The sequence below is a fragment of the Bacteroides zhangwenhongii genome (assembly GCF_009193325.2).
GTDB lineage: Bacteria > Bacteroidota > Bacteroidia > Bacteroidales > Bacteroidaceae > Bacteroides > Bacteroides zhangwenhongii.
In genome coordinates this window covers 4,977,328-5,001,449 of the sequence record NZ_CP059856.1, presented here as the reverse complement: position 1 = coordinate 5,001,449, position 24,122 = coordinate 4,977,328, and the positions used below count along the sequence as shown (strand labels likewise).

The 24,122-nt window shown below is 39.8% G+C and carries 19 protein-coding genes, 1 tRNA gene and 1 pseudogene; 13 read left to right on the top strand and 8 right to left on the bottom strand.

What is annotated here, in order from left to right; translation table 11 throughout:
• Window positions 1-96 precede the first annotated feature (96 nt).
• Together GD630_RS19760 and GD630_RS19755 are read left to right on the top strand one after the other, a co-directional pair.
• Complete coding sequence (locus tag GD630_RS19760; RefSeq protein WP_143868744.1) at window positions 97-900, top strand: AraC family transcriptional regulator; 804 nt, start codon at window positions 97-99, stop codon at window positions 898-900.
• Window positions 901-994: 94 nt separating this feature from the next.
• Window positions 995-1,366: a VOC family protein gene (locus GD630_RS19755; protein WP_004296844.1), complete on the top strand. Its 372-nt coding sequence runs from the start codon at window positions 995-997 to the stop codon at window positions 1,364-1,366.
• Between the two features lie 64 nt (window positions 1,367-1,430).
• Here GD630_RS19755 and GD630_RS19750 read toward each other — a convergent pair whose 3' ends face one another.
• A complete protein-coding gene (locus GD630_RS19750) occupies window positions 1,431-2,288 on the bottom strand; it encodes an AraC family transcriptional regulator (protein ID WP_004296845.1) in 858 nt (285 codons plus the stop codon).
• 311 nt (window positions 2,289-2,599) lie between these two features.
• Between GD630_RS19750 and GD630_RS19745 the strand changes: the two genes are divergently transcribed.
• The 3 genes and pseudogenes from GD630_RS19745 to GD630_RS19730 all read left to right on the top strand — a co-directional run bounded on the left by GD630_RS19745 (window position 2,600) and on the right by GD630_RS19730 (window position 4,097).
• Window positions 2,600-2,824, top strand: coding sequence for a winged helix-turn-helix domain-containing protein (locus tag GD630_RS19745; protein WP_004296847.1), 225 nt, complete (start codon window positions 2,600-2,602; stop codon window positions 2,822-2,824).
• Window positions 2,825-3,145: 321 nt separating this feature from the next.
• Window positions 3,146-3,343, top strand: a pseudogene (locus GD630_RS19735) (urea transporter); the annotation flags it as partial.
• A gap of 34 nt (window positions 3,344-3,377) precedes the next feature.
• Window positions 3,378-4,097 carry a TIGR02757 family protein gene (locus GD630_RS19730; protein ID WP_143868742.1) on the top strand — a complete coding sequence of 240 codons (720 nt, stop codon included), beginning with the start codon at window positions 3,378-3,380 and terminating at the stop codon, window positions 4,095-4,097.
• 121 nt (window positions 4,098-4,218) lie between these two features.
• Here GD630_RS19730 and ung read toward each other — a convergent pair whose 3' ends face one another.
• Entirely contained in the window at window positions 4,219-4,881 is a 663-nt protein-coding gene (gene ung, locus GD630_RS19725; protein WP_143868740.1) for a uracil-DNA glycosylase, read from the bottom strand.
• 305 nt (window positions 4,882-5,186) lie between these two features.
• Between ung and GD630_RS19720 the strand changes: the two genes are divergently transcribed.
• From GD630_RS19720 to GD630_RS19710, 3 genes are all read left to right on the top strand, one after another.
• Complete coding sequence (locus GD630_RS19720) at window positions 5,187-5,486, top strand: RNA recognition motif domain-containing protein (protein WP_007766506.1); 300 nt, start codon at window positions 5,187-5,189, stop codon at window positions 5,484-5,486.
• A gap of 251 nt (window positions 5,487-5,737) precedes the next feature.
• Window positions 5,738-6,862, top strand: a complete 1,125-nt coding sequence (locus tag GD630_RS19715) for a DEAD/DEAH box helicase (RefSeq protein WP_143868738.1) — start codon at window positions 5,738-5,740, stop codon at window positions 6,860-6,862.
• 54 nt (window positions 6,863-6,916) lie between these two features.
• Window positions 6,917-7,363, top strand: coding sequence for a cold-shock protein (locus GD630_RS19710; RefSeq protein WP_007751279.1), 447 nt, complete (start codon window positions 6,917-6,919; stop codon window positions 7,361-7,363).
• 218 nt (window positions 7,364-7,581) lie between these two features.
• On the opposite strand, the gene GD630_RS19705 is transcribed toward GD630_RS19710, so the two are convergent.
• The 5 genes from GD630_RS19705 to sppA form a co-directional block, all read right to left on the bottom strand.
• A tRNA-Phe gene (locus tag GD630_RS19705) sits at window positions 7,582-7,654 on the bottom strand.
• 165 nt (window positions 7,655-7,819) lie between these two features.
• Window positions 7,820-8,854, bottom strand: a complete 1,035-nt coding sequence (gene thiL / locus GD630_RS19700; RefSeq protein WP_143868734.1) for a thiamine-phosphate kinase — start codon at window positions 8,852-8,854, stop codon at window positions 7,820-7,822.
• Between the two features lie 18 nt (window positions 8,855-8,872).
• On the bottom strand, window positions 8,873-9,682 hold the full coding sequence (locus GD630_RS19695; protein WP_007766496.1) for a purine-nucleoside phosphorylase: 810 nt from the start codon (window positions 9,680-9,682) through the stop codon (window positions 8,873-8,875).
• A complete protein-coding gene (gene lpxK, locus GD630_RS19690) occupies window positions 9,639-10,769 on the bottom strand; it encodes a tetraacyldisaccharide 4'-kinase (protein ID WP_143868732.1) in 1,131 nt (376 codons plus the stop codon). Before lpxK ends, GD630_RS19695 begins: the two co-directional genes overlap by 44 nt.
• Window positions 10,770-10,778: 9 nt before the next feature.
• A complete protein-coding gene (gene sppA / locus GD630_RS19685; RefSeq protein WP_143868730.1) occupies window positions 10,779-12,557 on the bottom strand; it encodes a signal peptide peptidase SppA in 1,779 nt (592 codons plus the stop codon).
• Window positions 12,558-12,817: 260 nt separating this feature from the next.
• Here sppA and GD630_RS19680 point away from each other — a divergent pair, with 260 nt between their 5' ends.
• The 3 genes from GD630_RS19680 (at window position 12,818) to GD630_RS19670 (ending at window position 20,545) form a co-directional block, all read left to right on the top strand.
• Entirely contained in the window at window positions 12,818-14,989 is a 2,172-nt protein-coding gene (locus GD630_RS19680) for a GH92 family glycosyl hydrolase (RefSeq protein WP_394368241.1), read from the top strand.
• Window positions 14,990-15,167: 178 nt separating this feature from the next.
• Entirely contained in the window at window positions 15,168-19,187 is a 4,020-nt protein-coding gene (locus GD630_RS19675; protein WP_143868726.1) for a hybrid sensor histidine kinase/response regulator transcription factor, read from the top strand.
• A 71-nt stretch (window positions 19,188-19,258) separates the two neighbouring features.
• Window positions 19,259-20,545 (top strand): histidine-type phosphatase, encoded by a 1,287-nt coding sequence (locus tag GD630_RS19670; RefSeq protein ID WP_143868724.1) that lies wholly within the window; start codon window positions 19,259-19,261, stop codon window positions 20,543-20,545.
• 63 nt (window positions 20,546-20,608) lie between these two features.
• Here GD630_RS19670 and GD630_RS19665 read toward each other — a convergent pair whose 3' ends face one another.
• Window positions 20,609-22,123: an SLC13 family permease gene (locus GD630_RS19665; RefSeq protein WP_143868722.1), complete on the bottom strand. Its 1,515-nt coding sequence runs from the start codon at window positions 22,121-22,123 to the stop codon at window positions 20,609-20,611.
• A gap of 187 nt (window positions 22,124-22,310) precedes the next feature.
• Here GD630_RS19665 and GD630_RS19660 point away from each other — a divergent pair, with 187 nt between their 5' ends.
• Both GD630_RS19660 and GD630_RS19655 read left to right on the top strand, forming a co-directional pair.
• The gene (locus GD630_RS19660; protein WP_143868720.1) at window positions 22,311-22,901 is read left to right on the top strand and encodes an RNA polymerase sigma-70 factor; all 591 of its coding nucleotides are present in this window, start codon (window positions 22,311-22,313) and stop codon (window positions 22,899-22,901) included.
• 70 nt (window positions 22,902-22,971) lie between these two features.
• The gene (locus GD630_RS19655) at window positions 22,972-23,985 is read left to right on the top strand and encodes a FecR family protein (protein ID WP_143868718.1); all 1,014 of its coding nucleotides are present in this window, start codon (window positions 22,972-22,974) and stop codon (window positions 23,983-23,985) included.
• Window positions 23,986-24,122: the final 137 nt, after the last annotated feature.

Here is a 24,122-nt window from a genome sequence, read left to right as displayed (position 1 = left end):
CTTTTTTTATTAAGTAAAGAAGTCCTTTTTTTACTATCCCCTTTTAAACAGGAGTTTTACTTTTGCATTTGGATTAAGAAATAATATCTTTGTTATATGCAATCATTTCAACTGATAAAACCCTGTTTTGCACTGGCTCCCTATATACGGCATTATTGGATATTGCAAGACGACTCAATAGCTCCTGTCTCCGAACGGACTCTGCCTATTGGCTGCATGCAACTGGTATTCCATAAAGGGAAACAACTTCTTTTGTTGGGTGAGTCGGAGCTGCAACCCCAATCCTTTATTTCCGGACAATCGGTCGGTTTCTCGGATGTGATGTCTACAGGCAGGATAGAGATGATTACTGTTGTTTTTCAACCTTATGCGGTAAAAGCATTGTTTCATATACCCAGTCATTTGTTCCGTGGGCAGACTGTAGATACCGATGCGATGGAAGATGTAGAACTGTCGGATTTAGTGAAACAGGTCACGGATGCTTCTGATAATGCAGTTTGTATTCGGTTGATAGAGCAGTTTTTTCTTCGTCGTTTATACACTCTTCCCGAGTATAATCTCAAGCGGATGTCTGCTGTCTTTCATGAAATAAACCTCCGGCCGCAAATCAATATTTCTCATTTGTCGGAAACAGCCTGTTTGAGCAGTAAGCAGTTTGGGCGTATCTTCGCCGATTATGTCGGCACTACTCCCAAGGAATTTATTCGTATTATCCGTATGCAACGGGCGTTATCCATGCTGCAACAGGATGCTACGATTCCTTTTGTACAAGTGGCTTATGAATGTGGCTTTTCCGATCAGTCTCACATGATAAAGGAATTCAAACTCTTTTCCGGTTATACCCCTGCGGAGTATCTTTCTGTATGCGCCCCTTATTCCGATTATTTCTCAGAACTCTAAAGATGTCTCTTTTTTCCTATCGGGCTTCCTCGTGTTACCCTACTTTTGCAATGTCTTTGCAAAGGCTTAGTAGTAACCATAAAAAAGAAACGAAATGAAAAAATTAATTGCATTTTTTGAGATTCCTGCTACCGATTTCCGTCGGGCTGTCGATTTTTACGAAACCGTGTTGGGTGTGCAACTTCCGACTTTTGAATGTGAAACAGAGAAAATGGCTTGTTTTACGGAAGAAGGTGAAACCGTCGGTGCTATTTCTTATGCTTCAAATTTCGACTTTCTTCCTTCAACGCATGGCGTACTTATCCATTTCAACTGTGAGGATATTGAACAAACGTTGGAAAAAGTGCTTCTGAAAGGAGGGAAAGTTGTCATTCCCAAAACAAAGATTGAGGCAGACGATAAAGGATGGTTTGCCGTATTCACGGATAGTGAAGGAAACAGGATTGGCGTCTATGCTGAAAAATAACAGGTAGGGAAGAGGGAACAGCCTGTCTGGAAGTGACTGCTGTTCCTTCGTCCCCTTATCCGGATTATTCTACCGGAATATAGATCTCCGTCAACAACTCTTCGGGGGGAGTGTCACATGGATTGTTCAGATAGCGTTCAGCACTGGCTTCATCACGTATCGTACATTCCATTTCGGGCAGATACTTTCCGTAAATCGTATCGTACACAGCTTGCAGATTGTCATACGGGCCTTTATAAAGGAAAATAGCATAACGTCCGGCTGGGATAACCTTGAATCCCACATCACTTTTGGGGGCAACCTTTACAGGCATTACCATGCATACATCTGTACGCAGTTTCTCGGCTGGCGTCACTTTCGGATCATCGTGGTAGATGCAAAGCGGGCTGAAATCTCCCATCGGCAGTTTTTGTTCTTTGATGAATTGGAATAAACGGCCCCAAGTGCCACCATAATCATTCAGTTTGTAGTCGCCTGTAAGGCGGATATAAATCACATTCCGTTCGGAGACATTTCTGATCTCTTTTTTTAGTTCCAGGTCTGGCCTGATAATCGCTGGTTTCATAATTACAAAGTTTTTATTGTTTCTATATTCTAAAGGTGAAATGCCATAAAATTGCTTGAACACTTTCGATAATGAAGAAGGGGATGCGTAACCAATCCGGTAGGCGATGTCAGCAATCGGAATATCCGAGTAGCGGAGTAGGCGTGCGGCAGCTTCTGTCCGCGTCCGGACAATAAACGTACCAATCGGTTCACCGAGAAAAGCTTTCATGATCCGGTGAAAGTAAAAAGGAGAAAAGTTTGAAATTCTGGCCAGAGATTTTAAATCAATATCTTCTCCTAAATGTTGGATGATGTATTCCACTACAACATTTACGCACTTTTGATATTCCTCTTTCGTTGTTTTTTTCTGTTGCATAACTAATTTTGGTATTTCACTTCGCAAAGGTATTGGTAAAAAAGCGAAATGACTTGTCCGATATTGCGGAAATGTCAACTTTCTATTTTCTTTCTATGGTTGCCCTATACTTGTTTTGAGAATTTATTTTGATATATAATGTACCTTACAGTGGTGTTATGGTGTGAACTATGACCGATTTTTTAACCGTTAATTGAGAAATTGATTTTCTTGTTTTAAATAATGTCAAAAACTAAAATAAAAAAGTTAGTTTTGTTATAAACTATTATTAAAATGACTATATTGTAACCGAATTATTAATAAAAATAGCCATGGATAAAACAATTGTAGGGAACAATGCCGGAAAGGTCTGGTATGCCCTGAAAGAAATTGGTGAAATTTCAATACCTGAATTGGCGAGAAGATTAAACCTAAGCGTAGAAAGTACAGCATTGGCCGCCGGTTGGTTGGCACGAGAGAACAAAATTTGTATCCAACGGAAAAATGGATTAATTGCTTTATCTGATGAGAGCGCTTTTCCCTTCAGCTTTGGATAATAGCAGGTTTTGTGAGTGAATATCTTTGAAGTTCCGTTAACTTATCAGTAAGAATATGTCCGTATAAGGTATCACAAGTTAAGTTTGAACTTAAGAAGTTTTATATTTAAAAGAGTTGCTCAATAATAGGGCAACTCTTTTAACGTATAATGAATGTATAAAAATGTCTGTTTATTATGTGTGATAGATAAAATATATATACTTTTGCCTTCGAGTTATAATTGCTTAATAGATTAAGAAGAAATTTATGGGTAAATTTTTGCTTATATTGGGACGGGGAGTGGGTCAGGTGATGTTTCAGAATAATGCACTGTCGGGGGCATTGCTTTGGGAGACAAGACATGGAGCGGGGGAGTGTATGCCGTATTCTCTGTGTTATTATCTGTTTTTCTTCAACTTTTGGGAATGAATGTCGGGATTACTACACTGACTGCTCCGTTTGTTCTTTCTGTATGGATTACGATAGGAATACGGTATCTGTTGCTTACCCTGTTTCCTGCTAAGCAGAAAGTTGCCTGAAAAATTGTTGTGATAATAAACGGATGACTTTGAAATGACTGAAGATATAAAGAACAAGCTATTGATGTGTGCGGAAATTTATCATTGTGCCGGTTTTATAGAAAGTGATCCGGTGCAGTTCCCTCATCGTTACACACTGAAACAGGACATTGAAATTAGCGGTCTGCTGACGGCGATAATGAGTTTTGGTAATCGTAAGCAGATACGGAAGAAAGCAGAGGAGCTACATGGATTAATGGGGGATTCGCCTTACCGATATGTATTATCATGCCGTTGGAAGGACGATTTCCCTGCGGGAGTGAAGAATAGTTTTTATCGAATGCTGTCATATGATGATTTTTATGGATATTTTCAGCGTTTGTATACAGCTTACTCCTGTTTTGACAGTTTAGAGGAAGCTTTAAATGTGTATACCGGAATACCGATGGAAAAGTTATGTGCTTTTCTTGAGGTTTCTGCAAAAAGTCCACAGAAAAAACTGAATATGTTTTTGCGTTGGATGATTCGTCGGGATTCGGAAGTCGATTTTGGAATCTGGGATAGTTTCGACCAAAAAGATCTGATCGTTCCTTTAGATACACATGTTTGCCGGGTAGCTCATTATTTAAATTTGACGGATTCGGAAACTTTCTCTTTGAAGAATGCCCGTCAGATTACTGTTGCTTTGGCAGAGGTATTTCCTGATGATCCTTGTTTGGGGGATTTTGCATTGTTTGGGTTAGGAGTAAATGGGGAAATATCAATCAGTCGGTAATGTAAAAATTGATTATAACAGAAAAAGTAAGGGTTTAGGTACTTACCTTTCAGTTATTTATCAATATTTTAAGTATTATCTTACTTTTCATTCTGTAAACGTAGTTTAGGGGATCATATATTTACCAATCTATCTCCTTTATTCCCTTGCTCTGTAAGAAAGCGTTCGCTTTGCTAAAATGTTTGCAGCCAAAGAAACCATATTCCGCTGAACGGGGAGATGGATGAACAGTTGTCAATACTAGATGCTTGTTGGTATCTATCAAGGATAGTTTCTCTTTTGCGTAACTTCCCCAAAGCATGAAAACTAGATTTTCTCGTTTATCACTTAACTTTCTGATAACTGCGTCTGTGAATATTTCCCATCCCATATTTCGGTGTGAACCTGTTTCGTGTGCACGTACGGTAAGAACGGAATTCATGGGAAATACCCCTTGTGTTACCCAACGGTCCAAATTGCCGGAGGTAGGGATTGGCTTTCCCAAGTCTTGATTTATCTCTTTAAAAATATTGGCTAATGATCCGGGAATGGCTACTCCATCCGGAACGGAAAAGCAGATTCCATAATATTGTCCCGGATTGGGGTATGGATCTTGTCCTAGAATAACGACTTTGACTTTCTCGAAAGGGCAGGAATTGAATACATGGAATATTTGATGTCCGAGAGGAAGGATATGTGCCCTTTCATATTCACTTTTGACGAATGCAACCAGCTTTTCAAAGTATGGTTTATTGAATTCTTCCTGTAATTGTTGTCTCCAACTTTCTTCTATTTTGACATTCATTGGTCACTGAAAAATTGTACAATGACAAAGGTAGGCATATTGTGATAAAATATCAAGAATAAGGTTATGGCATTTCTCCATTTGACACTAATTGTGTGCTAATAAATGATAATAAACGTCTTTCTTATAAAAAAGAATGGATGTAAACGTACTTATTTAATTTATTGCATTACCTTTGTACGCAGAGTTTGAGTTACGAATTATTATCGTATAGTTCTTCTTTTAATATAATATTAGTAAGTAGTCCTCTTCTTTAATTATCCTCCTCACTCCAATTTAGTATTTATTTTAATAAAAGTTTTTAGATGAACATTTACATTGCAGGTTTAAGTTATCGCACAAATGATGCGGACTTAACAAATTTATTTGCAGAGTTTGGAGAAGTTTCTTCAGCTAAAGTTATTATGGATAGAGAAACCGGTAAGTCCAGAGGATTCGCTTTCGTGGAAATGACAAGTGATGAAGAAGGGCAAAAAGCAATAGACGAATTAAACGGCGTTGAATACGACCAAAAGGTTATTTCGGTAAGCGTTGCACGTCCTCGCGCTGAAAAACCGTCATACGGTGGAAGCCGCGGAGGTTATAGTAACTCCAGAAGATATTAATATCCGGACTTTAGGAAAGCGGAAGAATTTATATTTCTTCTGCTTTCTATAAAGTCTTTGTATCCGCCTTTATGATTTATCTGCGGAGGCTTTTATAAAAACGGATAGCCGGAAAAGAAAATCATCTAACAATTAAGTTCTGCTAATTCTCACTCCTCCGTGTAGTGCAATAAGGATATCCTAAATCCTGATCTTTTCATGTCTAAAGAAGAATTATTAGGCTTTACTACAAATTTTAAAAAATTCTATTTATGACATTTAGAGATTTAAATATAATCGAACCGATTTTAAAAGCAATTGAAGAAAAAGGATATACTGTCCCAACATCTATTCAAGAAAAAGCAATTCCTGCCGCATTGGCGAAAAGAGATATATTAGGTTGTGCGCAAACAGGAACAGGAAAGACCGCTTCGTTTGCAATTCCTATTATCCAGCATTTGCAGGCAAATAAAGAGACAGATAAACGTCGGGGTATCAAAGCGCTGATATTAACGCCTACCCGTGAGCTTGCTTTGCAAATCAGTGAGTGCATTGATGATTATTCAAAATATACCCATGTGCGTCATGGAGTTATTTTTGGTGGTGTGAATCAACGTCCTCAGATTGATATGTTACACAAAGGAATTGATATTCTAGTGGCAACTCCGGGCCGCTTGCTTGATTTGATGAATCAAGGGTATATCCATCTGGCTAATATAGAATATTTTGTGCTTGATGAGGCAGATCGTATGCTCGATATGGGTTTTATACATGATATCAAGCGAATATTGCCGAAACTTCCGAAAGAAAAGCAAACGCTGTTTTTTTCAGCAACAATGCCGGATAGTATTATTGCTTTGACAAAGTCGTTATTGAAAAATCCGGTGAAGATTTATATAACGCCGAAGTCATCAACAGTAGATTCAATCAAGCAAATTATTTATTTTGTGGAGAAGAAGGAAAAAAGCCAGCTATTAATTTCGATTCTGCAAAAGGCGGAAGACCAGTCTGTGCTCATCTTTTCACGAACAAAGCATAATGCTGATAAAATTGTTAGAATATTAGGTAAGGCAGGGATTGGAAGTCAGGCTATTCACGGAAACAAAAGCCAAGCAGCGAGACAGTCTGCATTGGGGAACTTTAAATCGGGGAAGACGAAAGTAATGGTGGCTACCGATATTGCTTCCAGGGGTATTGATATTAATGAATTGCCGTTGGTTATTAATTATGATCTTCCTGATGTTCCCGAAACTTATGTACATCGTATCGGTCGTACGGGAAGAGCTGGAAATGAAGGTACAGCACTTACGTTTTGCTCGCAGGAAGAACGGAAATTGGTTAATGACATTCAAAAATTGACAGGAAAGAAACTGAATAAAGCTGATTTTGCTATTTGAAATCAGCGAATTATAATCCTTTAAAATATAAATATTAAATTAAATATAGATTCTATGGCAAAATCCATGACAGTTGGTAAACGTGAAAATGAAAAGAAAAGACTCGCTAAACGGGAAGAAAAACTCAAGAAGAAAGAAAGCAGAAAATTATCAGGTACCAGTAGTTTCGATGATATGATTGCTTATGTAGACGAGAATGGAATGATAACTTCAATTCCGCCCACTGATGATATTAAAAAGGAGGAAATTAATCCGGATGAAATAATCATAGCAACTCCAAAGAAAGAGGAAACAGAGCCGGTAATTTTGAAAGGTCGAGTTGAATTCTTTAATGAATCGAGAGGCTTTGGCTTTATAAAGGACCTTTCAGGAGTTGATAAGTACTTTTTTCACGTGAACAATGCTGCACCAGGTATTGCCGAAAATGATATTGTGACATTCGATTTGGAACGTGGAGTGAAAGGGATGAATGCGGTTAATATTTGCTTGGAAAAGCAGTAAAACTTTATCTTTCCCAACTTGTAATTAGGAATATTCGATAAACACCATTTGGGGGTGACCTACAAAAGAGCAAGCTTTCCTTTTCAAGAGGAACTTGCTCTTTATTTTTTCTTAATATTTGATTTCTGTTTTGCTGAAAATGTGGGAGCTTGAGGAAAAAGAAAATCCTTGAAATATTTAATTTTCAAGGATTTATCAAATTTGAAGTCTTTTAAAAGTGGTGTCACCAGGAATCGAACCGGGGACACAAGGATTTTCAGTCCTTTGCTCTACCAACTGAGCTATGACACCAAGATAGTTAACTTGATTCAGTTATTTCTCTTTTGCGGTTGCAAAGGTAGTGAAACTTTTGGAATACACAAATCTTCTGGAAATAAAAAACACTGATAAAAAGTTAGTAACCTTATTATCAGTGTTATATGGAATGAAAATAATTTTGTTATATACAGAGGTTTCTTATTTCTCCTCCTTTAATGGATTCCATCCTTGTGCTTTTAATTCAAATTCTTGTCCATCGCGGGTAATCAATGCACAACCTAGTTCCGTTTTGGTGATATGACCTATGAGACGGACACCTTCCATTTGCGAAACCTTCTCGTGGTCGGCGATAGGTACGGTGAAGAGAAGTTCATAATCTTCACCTCCATTCATAGCACATGTAGTCAAATTCATATTGAATTCTTCAGCCATAACAGCTGTTTGATAATCGATAGGGATGTGTTCTTCGTAAACACGGCAGCCGACATTACTTTGTTTGCATATATGCATAAGCTCCGAAGATAGACCGTCAGAGATGTCCATCATGGAGGTCGGGACAATATTTGCAGAAGCAAGTTTCTCAATGATGTCTTTGCGGGCTTCCGGTTTTAACTGACGCTCCAATAAATATTCTTTGCCGGAGAAATCAGGTTGTATGTCCTTTTCGCCTTTCAAAACATTTTTTTCCCGTTCCAATAGTTGTAATCCCATGTAGGCGGCTCCCAAATCTCCACTGACACAAATCAAATCTGTTTCTTTAGCCCCGTTGCGGTATACAACTTTATCTTTGTCTGCATCACCAATACAGGTTATGCTGATGGTAAGTCCGGTGAGGGAAGAAGTCGTATCCCCTCCGACAATGTCGACATTGTATTGCTGACACGCAAGTCGGATACCCGAATAAAGCTCATCCATATCTTCTACGCTGAAACGCTTAGAGAGACCGAGTGATACTGTTATCTGTCGGGGAGTGCCATTCATGGCATAGATATCGGAAAAATTGACTATGGCAGCCTTATATCCTAAATGTTTCAAAGGAACGTATGTCAAGTCAAAATGTACGCCTTCCAGAAGCAGGTCTGTGGTTATCAACACCTGCTTTTCGGAAGAGTAGGAGAGAACGGCAGCGTCGTCGCCCACTCCATATTTGCTGGATTCATTTTTCAGTTCGATTCCTCCGGTGAGACGGTCTATCAGGCCGAACTCACCGAGAGATGCTATTTCAGTTCTCATATAATTCGGGATAGTTGTTTAGGCACGGTTAATAAGTTCACGCATGATTGTAGTCATTTTCGGTTGAGCGGCGTCGGCAGCTTTCTGAACTTCTTCGTGCGTTACTTCAACGATTTTCCCTTCTACTCCCAAATCGGTAATGACAGAAATACCGAATACTTTGATACCGCAATGATTGGCTACAATCACCTCCGGAACGGTGGACATGCCTACAGCGTCAGCACCGAGAATGTGGAATAGCTTATATTCGGCAGGAGTCTCAAAAGTAGGACCTTGTGTACCGATATACACTCCATGCTGAACTTTGATTCCTTTTTCTTTAGCAATCTCGTCCGCTTTACGAATCAGTTCTTTACTGTATGCTTCACTCATATCCGGGAAACGGGGACCATAAGGAATATTCTTTCCGCGAAGCGGATGTTCGGGGAAATAATTGATATGGTCAGTAATAATCATCAAGTCACCGATTTCGAAATCTGCATTGGTACCACCACTCGCATTAGATACAAACAAGGTTTTGATACCCAATTCACGCATTACACGTACAGGGAAAGTTACTTCCTTCATAGAATAACCTTCATAATAGTGGAAACGACCTTGCATGGCCATAATATCTTTATTGCCAAGTTTGCCGAAGATCAGTTTGCCACTGTGCCCTTCGACCGTAGATACCGGAAAGTTCGGGATATCCGAATAATTGATTTCATACTTCTCGGTAATTTCATTGGCCAGACTGCCAAGCCCGGTGCCAAGTATGATGGCGGTTTCGGGACTGGTATGCATCTTACCTTTCAGATAAGCTGCGGTTTCTTGTATTTTCTCTAACATAATCGATAATATGTTGGTTAAATTTATCTTGTTGATTCTGTAAAATCTCTATTTCAATAGGCAAGGCATAGATATATGGTTTTAAAGCCTCGTCCAAAGCCGGATGATTGATCAGGCGTGTCGCATCCTTCTCGGTAGTGATAATCAACCGATGTTCTCCTTTCAGTTCATTGAACCGTTCTTTGATACGCTGCATATCCCGGCTACTGAAATCGTGATGATCATTGAACTCCAATAAATCTATCTGCTTTGCACTGTCTTTCAGCTTTTCGAGGATAGAAACGGGTGAAGCGATACCGGTCATCAATAATACATTCGTATCCGTTAATGCGGATAATGGAATCTCTTTGTTCACCAAAGCCATCTCTGCATCCGTTATCTGGGCTGGAAATACCGGTTGCAGATTACCATATCGGAACGAAGAAAAGAATAACTGCTGGTAGGGATAAAGGTTCAGACGTTTTGCGATAATATTGTAATCAATGGGCTTGATATCCTGCGGACATTTGGTCACAATGACGATTTGTGCCCGGTTTTTGCCGCCGACAGGCTCACGTAACCTACCTGCGGGAAGTAATGTGTCATCACAGAATAAGCGATGATAATCTGTTAATAGGATGCTCATTCCCGGCTTGACATAACGGTGCTGGAAAGCGTCATCCAGCAGGATGACATCTATTGAAGGCTTTTCCAATGCAAGCAACTCCTCTATGCCATGACAACGTTTTTCATCGACCGCTACTGTGACGGATGGAAACTTCTGATGTATCTGGTAAGGCTCATCACCGATACTTTCTGCTGTACTTTCCGGAATGGCAAGCACATAACCTTTCGTGTGCCGTTTATATCCCCGACTCAATACAGCTACATTATATTGATTACAAAGAAGCTTTATCAGATATTCGGTGTGGGGAGTTTTTCCTGTTCCTCCTACGGCTAGATTACCTACACTGATGACAGGTATATCGAAATTCTTTGATTGGAAAAAATTCCAGTCAAAAAGCTTGTTTCTCACCCTTACCGCCATTCCATAGAGCCAGGAGGCAGGATAAAGCCATTTATGTATCTTGATAAAGTGATCGTCCATGTTTGCGCTTTATTTAATATTCAGTTCAAACGGAACACGTGCCTGAATCATAGATTGTTCTTTCAGGTTCGTTAGCAGACCGAATTGCCGGTAATATTCGCCTAACTTACTTTTCAGTAATTGTGATTCTACGTAATTAGTCGGCTTCGTATCAAGCAGAGAAGACAATACGTCTTTTTTCTCCGGATAAGACACAATGGTGTATCCTCCGACTCCGGCTTTGGCAACAGCAATCTCCAATGCTTTATCGATTCCCCCCAATTCATCTACTAATCCCAGTTCTTTGGCGGCCTCACCTGTCCATACACGACCTTCAGCGATCTTTTCTATTGCCTCTTTGGTTGTATGGCGTCCTTCGGCACATCGGGTTATGAAAGTGTCGTATCCTTCGGCTACCATCATTTGGAGCAATGCTTTTTCACCTTCGCTGAACGGACGCATGATATTGCCGAAATCCGCATATTTATTCGTTTTCACTACATCATAGCTTAAACCGATTTTATCGGTCAATTCTTTTACATTGGGAACCATACCGAAGATTCCGATGGAACCGGTCAGCGTTGTTGGCTCTGCTACGATTGTGTCGGCACCACAAGAAATGTAATAGCCTCCTGATGCGGCATAGTCACTCATGGAAACAATTACCGGCTTCTTTGTTTTCAGTTCTTTCACCGCATACCAGATTTGCTCGGAAGCAAAAGCACTGCCACCCGGTGAATTGACGCGGAGAACAACGGCTTTCACATCATCATTTTCTTTCAGCTTGCGAAGGTCGCGAATGACTTTGGAGCCGACAATACCCTCTTCTGAAGTTGCAGAGCCCGGATAATCTGTAATTTCACCACTGGCATAATAAACAGCTATAATATTCCCGCTTTTATCTTTCGGTACATTTTTCCTTACGTTTATCATATCACCCAATCCTAATAAAGAAAGATTGTCGTCTTCGTCCATATCTACCAACCTTTTAAGGTAATCGCGTACATCATTGCGATAAACCAACGTATCGGCCAATCCACATCTGACGCTCTCTTCTGCCGGATAGAACATTAACATACGGTCGGCATAGGCATTTAATGAATCTATGGGAATATTTCGGGAAGCGGAAACGCCTTCGGTAACTTGGCTCCAGATAGAATTGATAAATGCCGTGACCTGTTCACGGTTAGCCGGACTCATCTCTGTAGCGGTGAACGGCTCTACGGCGGATTTGTATGTTCCTACCTTGAATACTTGCATTTCTACTCCAATTTTCTGCAATAAGTCTTTGTAGAACAAAGGGGTGGAGGCAATACCCCGCCATTCAATCATTCCTTTAGGATTTAGCAGAACCTTGTCGGCTGCACTGGAAAGATAATAAAGCCCTTGAGTGTAAGAGTCGGCATAAGCGATGACAAATTTGCCACTTTCCTTGAAGTCGAGCAGCGCATTACGAATCTCTTGTAGAGAAGCGTATGATGTCCCCAACGAATTTGCCTGCAGATAAATCCCTTTGATATCCTCATTTTCTTTAGCTTTCTTGATAGACGAAAGAATGTCGTCCAGTCCATACGTGTTGGAATCGTCGTTGAACAACTGTGATAAAATGCCTAGTGGGTCTTCTTGTGTGCGTTCCACCAACGTTCCGTTCAGGTCGAGTATCATAACGGAGTTCTTTTTGACTATCGTTTCCGTATCCGAAGCAGCCATGATACCAAACAGCGTTACCATGCTGATTATAAATAATACAATACTTGACAAAATGATACCTGTCACTGTGGCAAGTGTAAATTTCAAGAAATCTTTCATTATACTAATTGTTTTTTCGCCAGCTTGTTATTAAGCTAACAAAGATAAATAATTGAGTTGATATTTATTCAATAAGTCGTGCGAATTTTTGTTTTATCACAATGAATCTGTATAAATCGGAGTTTCTATCCTTTGAAATTTAAGTATATTTGTCTGTATCCTGTCTTCCTAAATGGGAATAATTCTTTATTTTTGCAACATTACTTTTAATGCGACATTAACTTAACATTATATTTACCATGAAAAGAAAAGCACCCTTTATGGCTATAGCTTTAACAAGCTTGTTTTTGTATTCTTGTACACCAACAGAAAAACAGGAAGTCAAGGATTATACTCAGTACGTTAATACTTTTATTGGTGCCGCTGATAATGGGCATACCTTTCCCGGAGCCTGTTGCCCTTTCGGAATGATACAGACTAGCCCCGTGACGGGAGCAGTCGGTTGGCGGTACTGTTCGGAATATGTTTATGAAGATTCTCTGGCATGGGGATTTACACAGACACATCTGAATGGAACCGGATGTATGGACTTGGGAGACATTCTCGTCATGCCGGTAACGGGTACACGTACTCGTGCATGGGATGCTTATCGTAGCCGCTTCTCTAAAGATAAGGAAGCTGCTACTCCGGGTTATTATACAGTTGAACTTTCCGATCCTCAAGTGAAAGCGGAGCTGACCGCTTCTATCCATGCAGCCCTTCACCGTTATACTTATCATAAAGCCGATTCCGCTTCTATTCTGATAGACTTGCAGCATGGTCCTGCATGGAGAGAAGAACAATATCACTCACAGGTCAACAGTTGTGAAGTAAACTGGGAAGATGCGCAGACACTGACCGGGTACGTCAATAACACAGTATGGGTGGATCAGGATTATTTCTTTATCATGAAATTCAATCGTCCGGTAGTCGATTCGCTTTACCTGCCGATGGGAAAGACAGAAAAAGGAAAACGCATCATTGCGACTTTCGATATGCAACCGGGAGATGAGCTGATGATGAAAGTAGCCCTTTCCACTACCGGTATAGAAGGTGCCAGAAAGAACTTGGAGGCGGAAATTCCCGCTTGGGATTTTGAGGGAGTGAAAACTGCCGCTCATGATGAATGGAATAATTATTTGAGTCGTATTGACATAGACGGTACGGATGATGAAAAGACAAATTTCTACACCTGTTTCTATCATGCATTGATTCAGCCTAACCAGATTTCGGATGTAGACGGTATGTATCGCAACGCTGCCGATTCAATAGTAAAAGCGGGAACGGGTGCTTTCTATTCTACCTTCTCTTTGTGGGATACCTATCGTGCTGCCCATCCGTTCTATACATTAGTGATCCCCGAACGTGTGGATGGTTTTGTCAATTCGTTGATCGAACAAGGTGAAGTGCAGGGTTTCTTGCCTATTTGGGGATTATGGGGTAAAGAGAATTTCTGTATGATTGGTAATCATGGTGTATCAGTCATTGCCGAAGCCTATCGTAAAGGATTCCGTGGCTTTGATGCTGAACGTGCTTTCAATATAATAAAGAAGACGCAGACGGTGTCTCATCCGTTGAAATCCAATTGGGAAGTTTATACAAGATATGGCTATTTCCCGACAGACCTGATAAAAGCTGAATCTGTATCTTCTACTTTAGAGTCGGTATATGATGATTATGCAGCTGCCGATATGGCACGTCGTATGGGTAAAGAGGAAGATGCGGCATATTTTGCAAAGCGTGCTGATTATTATAAAAATTTGTTCGATCCGCAGACGAAGTTCATGCGTCCCCGTAAGGCTGACGGAACTTGGAAGGCTCCATTTAATCCAAGTGCGTTAGGACATTCTGAAAGTATCGGTGGAGATTATACAGAAGGAAATGCATGGCAATATACTTGGCATGTACAACATGATGTACCGGGACTGATCAGTTTGTTTGGTGGTGAAGTGCCTTTCCTGAATAAGTTAGATTCATTGTTTACCGTTAAGTTGGAAGGCGAAAGTCTGTCAGATGTAACCGGACTGATCGGTCAGTATGCTCATGGTAATGAGCCTAGTCATCATGTAACTTATTTATATGCACTGGCAGGTCGTCCGGAACGTACACAAGAACTGGTTTGTGAAATATTCGATACTCAATACAAGAACAAACCTGATGGACTTTGTGGAAACGATGATTGCGGACAGATGTCTGCCTGGTATATGCTTAGTGCGATGGGATTCTATCCGGTAGATCCGGTGAGTGCAGAATATGTATTCGGTGCTCCACAATTACCCAAAATGACCTTGCATTTGGCCGATGGCAAGACATTCACAATCATTGCAGAGAATTTATCGGAAGAACATAAATATGTAGATAGTATTACATTGAACGGTGAACCTTATACGAAGAAAACAATCTCACACGAAGATATTGTAAAAGGTGGTACACTGGTGTATAAAATGAAATGATAAATGTGTTTCTGTATAGTTATTGGGTGATTATTTTTTGTATTTGGGATAGCTTCCTCAATCTGGATACATGAGGATTAATTTTAATTATCAGTTGAGTATGAATACATTCGTAGTATTGCGTTTTTATTAAATTTTTCATATTTTTGCAGAGTATTTTTTGAATATTTGTGAAGACATGAATCGTTTTGTAAAAATGAAAAGGCTTTTGTTGTTTATACTCCTTTTCATTAATGCTACTGTAAGCAAAGGGCAGATTTATAAGTACATAGGACTGGAAGATGGTTTGAATAATCAGAAAATATACCATATCCAGAAAGACCGAAGAGGATATATGTGGTTTTTGACCCAAGAAGGGGTCGACCGTTACGATGGCAAACATATCAAGCATTACACCTTTTCAGACGATAGCATGAAGTTGGATTCGCGGATTGCCTTGAGTTGGCTCTATATGGATAGAGAGGATGTCTTATGGGTGATTGGTCAAAAAGGAAGGATTTTCAAGTATGATTCGAAACATGATAAGTTCGACTTGACATATGTACATCCGGAGCTGATTAGAAATAAGTCGCAGGCGTTTCTTAATTACGGTTATTTGGATAGGAATGACCATATTTGGCTATGTTATAAAGACGCCCTTACTTGGTATGATATCCGTACAGGAAAAACACTACATTTGTCAATGCCGGTTCATGAGGAAATAACTGTTATTGAACAGACGGATAGTAACCAGTTTTTTATCGGTACGGGAAGCGGTTTGTTTCGTGTTAGAGTGGAAGGGGACGAACTGAAGTTGGTTGCTGATGAAGTAGTGAAAGGTATTGCTGCACCTGTACATGAGCTTTATTATCATGCCGTTTCACAACAGCTGTTTGTGGGAACCTACAAAGAGGGAATACTTATATATGACATGGTTGGAACAGGAAAAATCATTCCTTGTCAATCCCCCAATAATGTAGAGGTTAACCAAATTGTAGCTTTGAACGCTCATGAACTTCTGATAGCCACAGGTGGAAAAGGGGTATACAAACTGGATGTGAATACAGCCATGAGTGAACCCTATATAACAGCTGATTATAGTAGCTATAATGGGATGAATGGAAACAATATCAATGACATTTATGTGGATGAAGAAGAGCGTATTTGGCTTGCCAATTATCCCACAGGTATCACAATCCGTAATAATCGTTATCAGAGTTATGACCTTATAAAACATTCCCTCGGCAACAACCGGTCTTTGGTGAACGATCAAGTACATGACGTGATGGAGGATAGTGACGGTGATCTTTGGTTCGCAACCAGTAATGGTATCAGTCTCTATCAGACTAAAACAAAAGAATGGCGCTCTTTTGTAAGTTCGTTTGATCCGGCCATGGAAGATGAGAATCATATCTTTTTAGCACTCTGTGAGGTCTCTCCAGGTGTGATATGGGCTGGTGGTTTTACCTCCAATATTTATAAGATAGAAAAAAAGGGGTTTAAAATAAGTTGTTTTTCTCCTGCTTCTATTGCGGGAATACGTCCTGACCAATATATTTTTGATATTAAAAAAGATTCTAACGGTGATATTTGGTCCGGTGGATATTATCATTTGAAACGCATCAATCTTGAGAGTAAAAGTGTGCGTTTGTATTCAGGAATAAGCTCCATTACTACCATTTTGGAGAAGGATGTCCGGCGGATGTGGATTGGTACAAGAATGGGGCTCTATCAGCTTGATAAGCAATCTGGAATTTATCAGTACATTGACCTGCCCATTGAATCTCTTTATATATGTGCATTATGTCAAAGAGAAGACGGCATTTTGTACATTGGCACTCGTGGAGCTGGACTTCTGGTTTATGATAGCAATAAAGGAAAATTTGTGCATCAGTACCGAACTGACAATTGCGCGTTGATTTCCGACAATATTTATACGATTCTTCCACGTCAGGACGGTAAACTCTTGATGGGGACGGAGAACGGCATTACGATCTATTCTCCCGAGGAACATTCTTTTCGCAACTGGACGCGGGAGCAAGGATTGATGAGTGTTAATTTTAATGCAGGCTCTGCTACTGCTTATAGTAATAGTACGCTTGTTTTTGGAGGTAATGATGGTGCTGTTAGGTTTTCGACAGATATACAGATACCGGAGCCCCGTTATTCGCGTTTATTACTACGTGACTTTATGATAGCCTATCATCCTGTATATCCGGGTGATGATGGATCTCCTTTGAAGCAGGATATTGATGAAACTGACCGGTTGGAATTAGCCTACGGACAAAACACATTCTCCCTTGATGTAGCTTCTATCAATTATGATTATCCTTCCAATATTCTTTACTCATGGAAAATTGACGGTTATCATAAAGAATGGAGCCGTCCGAGCTATGATAATCGAATTCTTGTCAGGAATTTGCCTCCCGGCAGTTACACGTTACAGATTCGCGCCATATCTAATGAGGAGAAATATAAAACTTATGAGACGAGGAGTATTCAGATTGTTATTACGCCTCCGGTATGGGCTAGTGTGTGGGCCATGGTGGGGTATGCAATTCTGTTGGTGCTGGTTATGATTATCATATTCCGTATTATCATGTTGCACAAACAAAAGAAGATATCGGATGAGAAGACACGGTTCTTTGTTAATACGGCCCACGACATACGTACGCCGCTTACATTGATAAAAGCACCGTTGGAGGAAGTTGTAGAAAATCATTTGGTGGCTGAAAAAGCGTTGCCACATATGAATATGGCTCTTAGAAATGTGGATACATTGCTTCAACTGACGACCAATCTGATAAACTTTGAGCGAATCGATGTTTATTCTTCTACCCTTTACGTCTCTGAATATGAGTTGAACTCCTATATGAATAATGTTTGTGCCACTTTCCGCAAATATGCCGAAATGAAACATATCAGATTTGTTTATGAAAGCAACTTTGACTATCTGAATGTATGGTTTGATAGTGATAAGATGGGGTCCATTCTGAAAAATATTTTATCCAATGCATTGAAATACACACCGGAAAACGGTAGCGTGTGTATTTATGCTTCTGAGGAAGGGACCACTTGGAGCATTGAGGTAAAAGATACGGGAATCGGTATTCCTTCATGTGAGCAAAAGAACTTGTTTAAGAACTATTTCAGGGGCAGTAATGTTGTCAATCTGAAAGTGACGGGCAGTGGAATCGGACTTATGCTGGTATACAAACTGGTCCGGTTGCATAAGGGAAAGATCCAAATTCAAAGTGCCGAGCAGCAAGGAACTTGTGTGCGGATAATGTTTCCGAAAGGAAATAAACATTTTCGTAAAGCTAAATTCATTTCTCCTAAAGAGATGGATGAATGTCCGGAAACTATCGTGTCGGGTGAAGTCTCGAACTTGCCGACCACGAAATCTTCACAGATGAATAAATCTTCACAACGTGTTTTAGTAGTAGAAGATAATGATGAATTGCGCAATTATCTTGTTGGTATGCTTACTGCTAGTTATAACGTTCAGTCTTGTTCTAATGGAAAGGACGCACTTGTCATTATACGGGAATTTAATCCGGATCTTGTCATATCTGACATAATGATGCCGGAGATGAGTGGGGATAAACTATGTTCAATTATAAAGACTGATATTGAGATGTCTCATATTCCAGTTATTTTGCTGACCGCGCTAGGGGATGAGAAAGATATACTCGGAGGACTGGAAATAGGAGCAGATGCTTATATCACCAAACCTTTTAGTGTGGGAATACTCAAGGTTACTATAAAAAACATACTTGCGAATCGCGCTTTGCTTCGTCATGTTTATAATAGTATTGAAGATGAAGAAGAGGATTTGCCAGCTAATTGCTCCAATACCTTGGATTGGAAATTTATAGCTTCAGTTAAGGAATGTATCGAGAAGAACATGGGGGATTCGGACTTTAATGTGGAGATGCTTAGTAGTCAGCATCATATGAGCCGTACGAGTTTCTACAATAAATTAAAGATATTGACCGGTTATGCCCCGGCTGATTATATCCGGATGATACGTTTGCAATATGCTGCACAATTGCTAAAACAGGGTGAACATACAGTAACGGAGGTTGCTGATATTGTTGGATTCTCGGATGTCAAATACTTCCGTGAAGTATTTAAAAAGTATTATGATGTAAGTCCAAGCAAGTATGCAGAAGTGGGGAAAGAGGTGTCTTCTTCGACAACTGATGATATGGAATAGTATATGGGAGAGAATAAACATTATTTTATCTCTGGTTGTTATGTGTTGCAAATAGAAACAAATTATGCCGGATGAAAACGATAATGATATTTTTAGCTGTTCTACTTTTCCCTGTTGCTTCTCTACTTGGACAAAGTGAAATTCAGAAATATGCAGGTACGGCCATGCCATACCCTTCAATAAAGGAACTTCCCATTTTAAATCATGAGGGTATGGTTCCTTTTTATATTAACCATTTGGGAAGACATGGAGCACGATTTCCAACTTCAGGAAAAGCGTTAGAGAAAGTTAGAAATGGGCTTATACTGGCGAAGCAGGAGAAAAGATTGACTGCAAAAGGACTGGAACTACTTGCTACGATATTACAACTGTCCAACAATTTTAAGGATCAATGGGGAAAGTTGTCGCCAATAGGAGAACAGGAGCAAAAAGAAATAGCAGAACGTATGTTATCACGTTATCCGGAACTATTCGTAGATTCGGCTCGGATTGAAGCCATAGCTACCTACGTTCCTCGTTGCATCAACAGTATGGATGTTTTTCTTTCCAGTATGAAGAAGTGCGATTCCTCACTGGTCATACGGCAAAGTGCAGGGGAGCAATATAATACTCTTCTCCGTTTTTTCGATTTGAACAAACCTTATATTCATTATAAAGAGAAAGGAGATTGGATTCCATTGTATGAATCATTTGTCCGGGATAAAATGACGGTTACTCCTGTCATGAAAAGAATTTTTCTTACTTTGGGGCAAGAAACAGAATTGGAAAGCCGGGAATTTGTCATGGCTTTGTTTTCAATAGCGGCAATCCTTCCTGATACGGGCTTACCTTTTGATATGAAAGACCTTTTTAGAAATAAGGAATGGTACAATTATTGGCAAACGCAAAATTTACGGCAATATATGACTAAAAGTGCGGCACCGGTAGGAGGAATGCTGCCGGTTGCAATTGCGTGGCCGTTACTTTCTGAGTTCATTCAAACTACAGAAAGGGTAATTCACGGTCAATCAGATAACCGGGTAAATCTCCGTTTTGCCCATGCGGAAACTGTTATCCCTTTGGTGGCTTTGATGGGGATAGGGAAAACTGACATACAGATAACGACGTCCGATTCTGTATCCATTTATTGGAAAGATTATGAGATTGCTCCCATGGCTGCCAACGTGCAATGGGTTCTTTATCATGATCAAAACGGTCTGGTCTGGATTAAAATACTTTTGAATGAAAAAGAAGTAGCTATTCCGGTGGCAACATCTCGTTTCCCGTATTATCAGTGGGAAGAAGTCCGCAAATATTTTGAACAGCGAATAATGATGTCAAAAAAGATACTTTCTAATTCTCTAAACGAGATAGATTAACCCCAAAAAGCCCTGTAAGAATGTTTTTTCTTGCAGGGCTTATCTTTATGGAAAAGAAATTATTTATAGCAATTTATTGGAGCCAAGTATAATCAACATGGTATATCCCAGTATTAGTCCGATAATTCCCATAATGATACCGACTTTTTCCATATCCTTCTGTTGAATCATACCTGTAGCATGTGCCAGTGCGTTGGGAGGAGTACTGATGGGCAATATCATTGCTAATGATGACCCGATTGCTACCCCGATCAATAAAGTTTCGACTCCACCTAATGAAAATAGGTTTTCACGCATACTGCTTCCCGCAATAGCAAGAATAGGGACTAGCAATGCCGCAGTAGCCGTATGCGAGATGAAATTTGCCATGGCATAACAAATCAGTCCGGAGCCGACAATCATTAGTACAGGAGGCCATGTGTTGAAGGGAATAGCTTCAATCATATGTTTGGCCAGTCCTGTTTCTTGTAGGGCAACACCCAGTGCGAACCCACCGGCTACCATCCAGAGTACACTCCAACTGATTTCTTCCAGGTCACGTTTGGTGATAACCCCTGTTATACAGAATACGGCTACTGGAATCATGGCTACAACATTGGAATTCACTCCTGTCACTTTGTCAAACATCCATAGGACGACAGTGATAGCGAAAGTAATATAAACTACAATGGAACGCCAGTCTTTTTTGGCTTCGCCTTCGATTTGTAATTCAATGTTTTTTTGTTTAAAAGGGAATAGTCTTAAGAGAATAAACCACGCAATAAACAATACAATAATGGTATAAGGCAACATAAAACTCATCCATTCTCCAAAACCGATGTTCAGGTTCAGCCCTTCCGGATCATTCAGGTATTTTAAAGCAATGGCGTTAGGTGGTGTACCGATAGGAGTTCCCATACCGCCTACATTGGCCGCTACAGGAATAGCCATGGCCAGTCCTATTTTCCCCTTACCGTCTGCTGGCAGTACTTTTAATACAGGAGTAAGGAAAGTGAGCATCATGGCAGCTGTAGCTGTATTGCTAAGGAACATAGAGAAGGCGGCCGTAACGAGAATGAATCCTAATAGTACATAGCGTGACTGTGTTCCGAAAGGTCGCAGCATGACACGTGCCAACAATACGTCCAGTCCGCTTTTGGTTGCTGCGATGGCAAGTATGAACCCACCTATAAATAACATAATGATAGGATCGGCAAAGCAGTGCATAATGGACTTATATTTGACTGTCTGCCCTAACTCATCAGCTGAAATATTTTGCGTGAGGAACCATAAGCTACTGTCTGAAACGGTAAGTAATAGTAATACAACAATCAATACGGAGGTTGTCCATGCGGGGATAGCTTCGAATACCCACATCAGTGTGGCAAAAATAAAGATGGAAATAAGTCTTTGTTCTATGACGGTTAATCCTTCTATTCCAAATGTATCAATAGGGAGGAACCATAAAATAAGGGAGAGAGTAATAGCCACGGTTAACTTTATGCATCGGGTTACTGTCCGGTTTTTTGCCAACCGTTTGGCTTTTTTCAAATCCTGATAAGCTTCCACTAAATGAAAGCCGTGAAAAATCTTGTACATAATATTAGATTAAGATAAAATTAAAAAACGGTGCAAAAATAACTTTTTATTCCATATATAGTTATTCGGAGATAATTTTTTTCTTTATTTTTCTAGTTGAAGTGTCCGGCAGATATATCAATATAGATAATTAGGTCGTTTGCGACAAATTCTCTAAATTTGTGCCATTAACTTGACTAATACATTTATGGAGCATACTGAAACTTTAATAGTGGAGCAGTTGAAGACAGGCAATGAAGATGCCTATCAATACATCTATGACCGTCATTATGCCCTGCTGTGTCATGTCGCAAATGGCTATGTGAAAGATCACTTTCTTGCGGAAACCATCGTTGGGGATACAATTTTTCATTTATGGGAGATTCGTGAAACGCTGGAGATTTCCGTTTCCATCCGTAGCTATTTGTTGAGAGCCGTCCGTAACCGTTGTATTAACTATCTTAATTCAGAATGGGAAAAGCGTGAGATTTCGTTTTCATCTCTAATGCCCGATGAGATAACAGACGATAAAATGATGATATCCGATTCGCATCCGTTGGGAACATTGTTGGAACGTGAACTGGAAGAGGAAATATATAAAGCCATTGATAAATTGCCGGACGAGTGTCGTCGCGTATTCGATAAGAGTCGTTTTGAAGGAAAATCATACGAAGAAATTTCTCAAGAGTTGGGTATCTCTGTCAATACGGTTAAGTATCATATAAAGAATGCATTAGCATCTTTACAAAAGAATCTGAGTAAATATCTGATTACTCTACTTTTATTTTTTTTCGGGTAAAAACGAAAAAGGTCATATTTTGACTACCCTCAATTAAAAATCTACTGTCTCCTTTATAGAATGCAGAAAAATGGAAGAAGAAAAGAAACATATTGATGAATTGATTGCAACCTATCTGACCGAAGGTTTGGACAAAAATGCTTTAGCCGAACTGAAAGCATGGATAGCTGCATCACCTGAAAATGAGGATTATTTTATTCAGCAACGGGAAGTCTGGTTCTCTGCCGTGAGCCGTGAAGCCGCGTCGAAATACAATAAAGACAAGGCATTCGATACATTTAGGAATCGTATCGGGAGCCGGAAGCAAGTGGAGAAAGCTCCTCGCCGGGAATTCCGTTTGTCGACGTTGTGGCGTTATGCCGCGATTATCGCACTCATACTTGCAGTAGGATGCTTCTCATATTGGCAGGGAGGAGTGAATGTAAAAGACACTTTTGCAGATATATCCGTAGAAGCTCCTTTAGGATCGAAGACCAAACTTTATTTGCCTGATGGTACATTGGTATGGCTGAATGCAGGTTCACGAATAATCTATTCACAAGGCTTCGGGGTAGATAACCGTAAAGTAGAATTAGAAGGCGAAGGATATTTTGAAGTCCGGCGGAATGAGAAACTGCCTTTTTCCGTTAAGACCAGAGATTTACAGTTGCAAGTATTAGGCACAAAATTCAATTTCCGCAATTATTCTGAAGATCATGAAGTTGTCGTTTCTTTGCTGGAAGGCAGGGTAGCGTTGAATAACTTACTGAAAAGTGAGAAGGAAACTTATCTTGTCCCTAATGAAAGAGCCGTGTTAGATAAGTCGAACGGGCTTATGAAAGTAGAGTCGGTAACGGCTTCCAATGCTTCGCAATGGACGGACGGTTATCTGTTTTTTGATGAAGAACTTTTACCGGATATTGTGAAAGAATTGGAACGTAGCTACAATGTGAATATCCACATAGCTAATGATTCATTAAATAAATTCCGGTTCTACGGTAACTTCGTCCGTCGGGAGCAAGGCATTCAGGAAGTATTGGATGCGTTAGCATCTACAGAGAAAATACAATATAAAATTGAAGAGCGCAATATAACTATCTATTAACCGGTTACCAGAGATTTATAATACTATGATTGTTTAACCTTGTAAATTTAAGAATATGAGTAAGGAAAATAATACTGAATAGTCTTTATCGAAATGAAAGGAGAGAAAATATAAAAAACCGGAAGATCTCGAACATC

Bases quoted from the DNA above. Each gene is read 5' to 3' on its own strand.
- GD630_RS19760 (WP_143868744.1), top strand. From the start codon at position 97: ATGCAATCATTTCAACTGATAAAACCCTGTTTTGCACTGGCTCCCTAT.
- GD630_RS19755 (WP_004296844.1), top strand. From the start codon at position 995: ATGAAAAAATTAATTGCATTTTTTGAGATTCCTGCTACCGATTTCCGT.
- GD630_RS19750 (WP_004296845.1), bottom strand. From the start codon at position 2,288: ATGCAACAGAAAAAAACAACGAAAGAGGAATATCAAAAGTGCGTAAAT.
- GD630_RS19745 (WP_004296847.1), top strand. From the start codon at position 2,600: ATGGATAAAACAATTGTAGGGAACAATGCCGGAAAGGTCTGGTATGCC.
- GD630_RS19730 (WP_143868742.1), top strand. From the start codon at position 3,378: ATGACTGAAGATATAAAGAACAAGCTATTGATGTGTGCGGAAATTTAT.
- ung (WP_143868740.1), bottom strand. From the start codon at position 4,881: ATGAATGTCAAAATAGAAGAAAGTTGGAGACAACAATTACAGGAAGAA.
- GD630_RS19720 (WP_007766506.1), top strand. From the start codon at position 5,187: ATGAACATTTACATTGCAGGTTTAAGTTATCGCACAAATGATGCGGAC.
- GD630_RS19715 (WP_143868738.1), top strand. From the start codon at position 5,738: ATGACATTTAGAGATTTAAATATAATCGAACCGATTTTAAAAGCAATT.
- GD630_RS19710 (WP_007751279.1), top strand. From the start codon at position 6,917: ATGGCAAAATCCATGACAGTTGGTAAACGTGAAAATGAAAAGAAAAGA.
- thiL (WP_143868734.1), bottom strand. From the start codon at position 8,854: ATGAGAACTGAAATAGCATCTCTCGGTGAGTTCGGCCTGATAGACCGT.
- GD630_RS19695 (WP_007766496.1), bottom strand. From the start codon at position 9,682: ATGTTAGAGAAAATACAAGAAACCGCAGCTTATCTGAAAGGTAAGATG.
- lpxK (WP_143868732.1), bottom strand. From the start codon at position 10,769: ATGGACGATCACTTTATCAAGATACATAAATGGCTTTATCCTGCCTCC.
- sppA (WP_143868730.1), bottom strand. From the start codon at position 12,557: ATGAAAGATTTCTTGAAATTTACACTTGCCACAGTGACAGGTATCATT.
- GD630_RS19680 (WP_394368241.1), top strand. From the start codon at position 12,818: ATGGCTATAGCTTTAACAAGCTTGTTTTTGTATTCTTGTACACCAACA.
- GD630_RS19675 (WP_143868726.1), top strand. From the start codon at position 15,168: ATGAATCGTTTTGTAAAAATGAAAAGGCTTTTGTTGTTTATACTCCTT.
- GD630_RS19670 (WP_143868724.1), top strand. From the start codon at position 19,259: ATGAAAACGATAATGATATTTTTAGCTGTTCTACTTTTCCCTGTTGCT.
- GD630_RS19665 (WP_143868722.1), bottom strand. From the start codon at position 22,123: ATGTACAAGATTTTTCACGGCTTTCATTTAGTGGAAGCTTATCAGGAT.
- GD630_RS19660 (WP_143868720.1), top strand. From the start codon at position 22,311: ATGGAGCATACTGAAACTTTAATAGTGGAGCAGTTGAAGACAGGCAAT.
- GD630_RS19655 (WP_143868718.1), top strand. From the start codon at position 22,972: ATGGAAGAAGAAAAGAAACATATTGATGAATTGATTGCAACCTATCTG.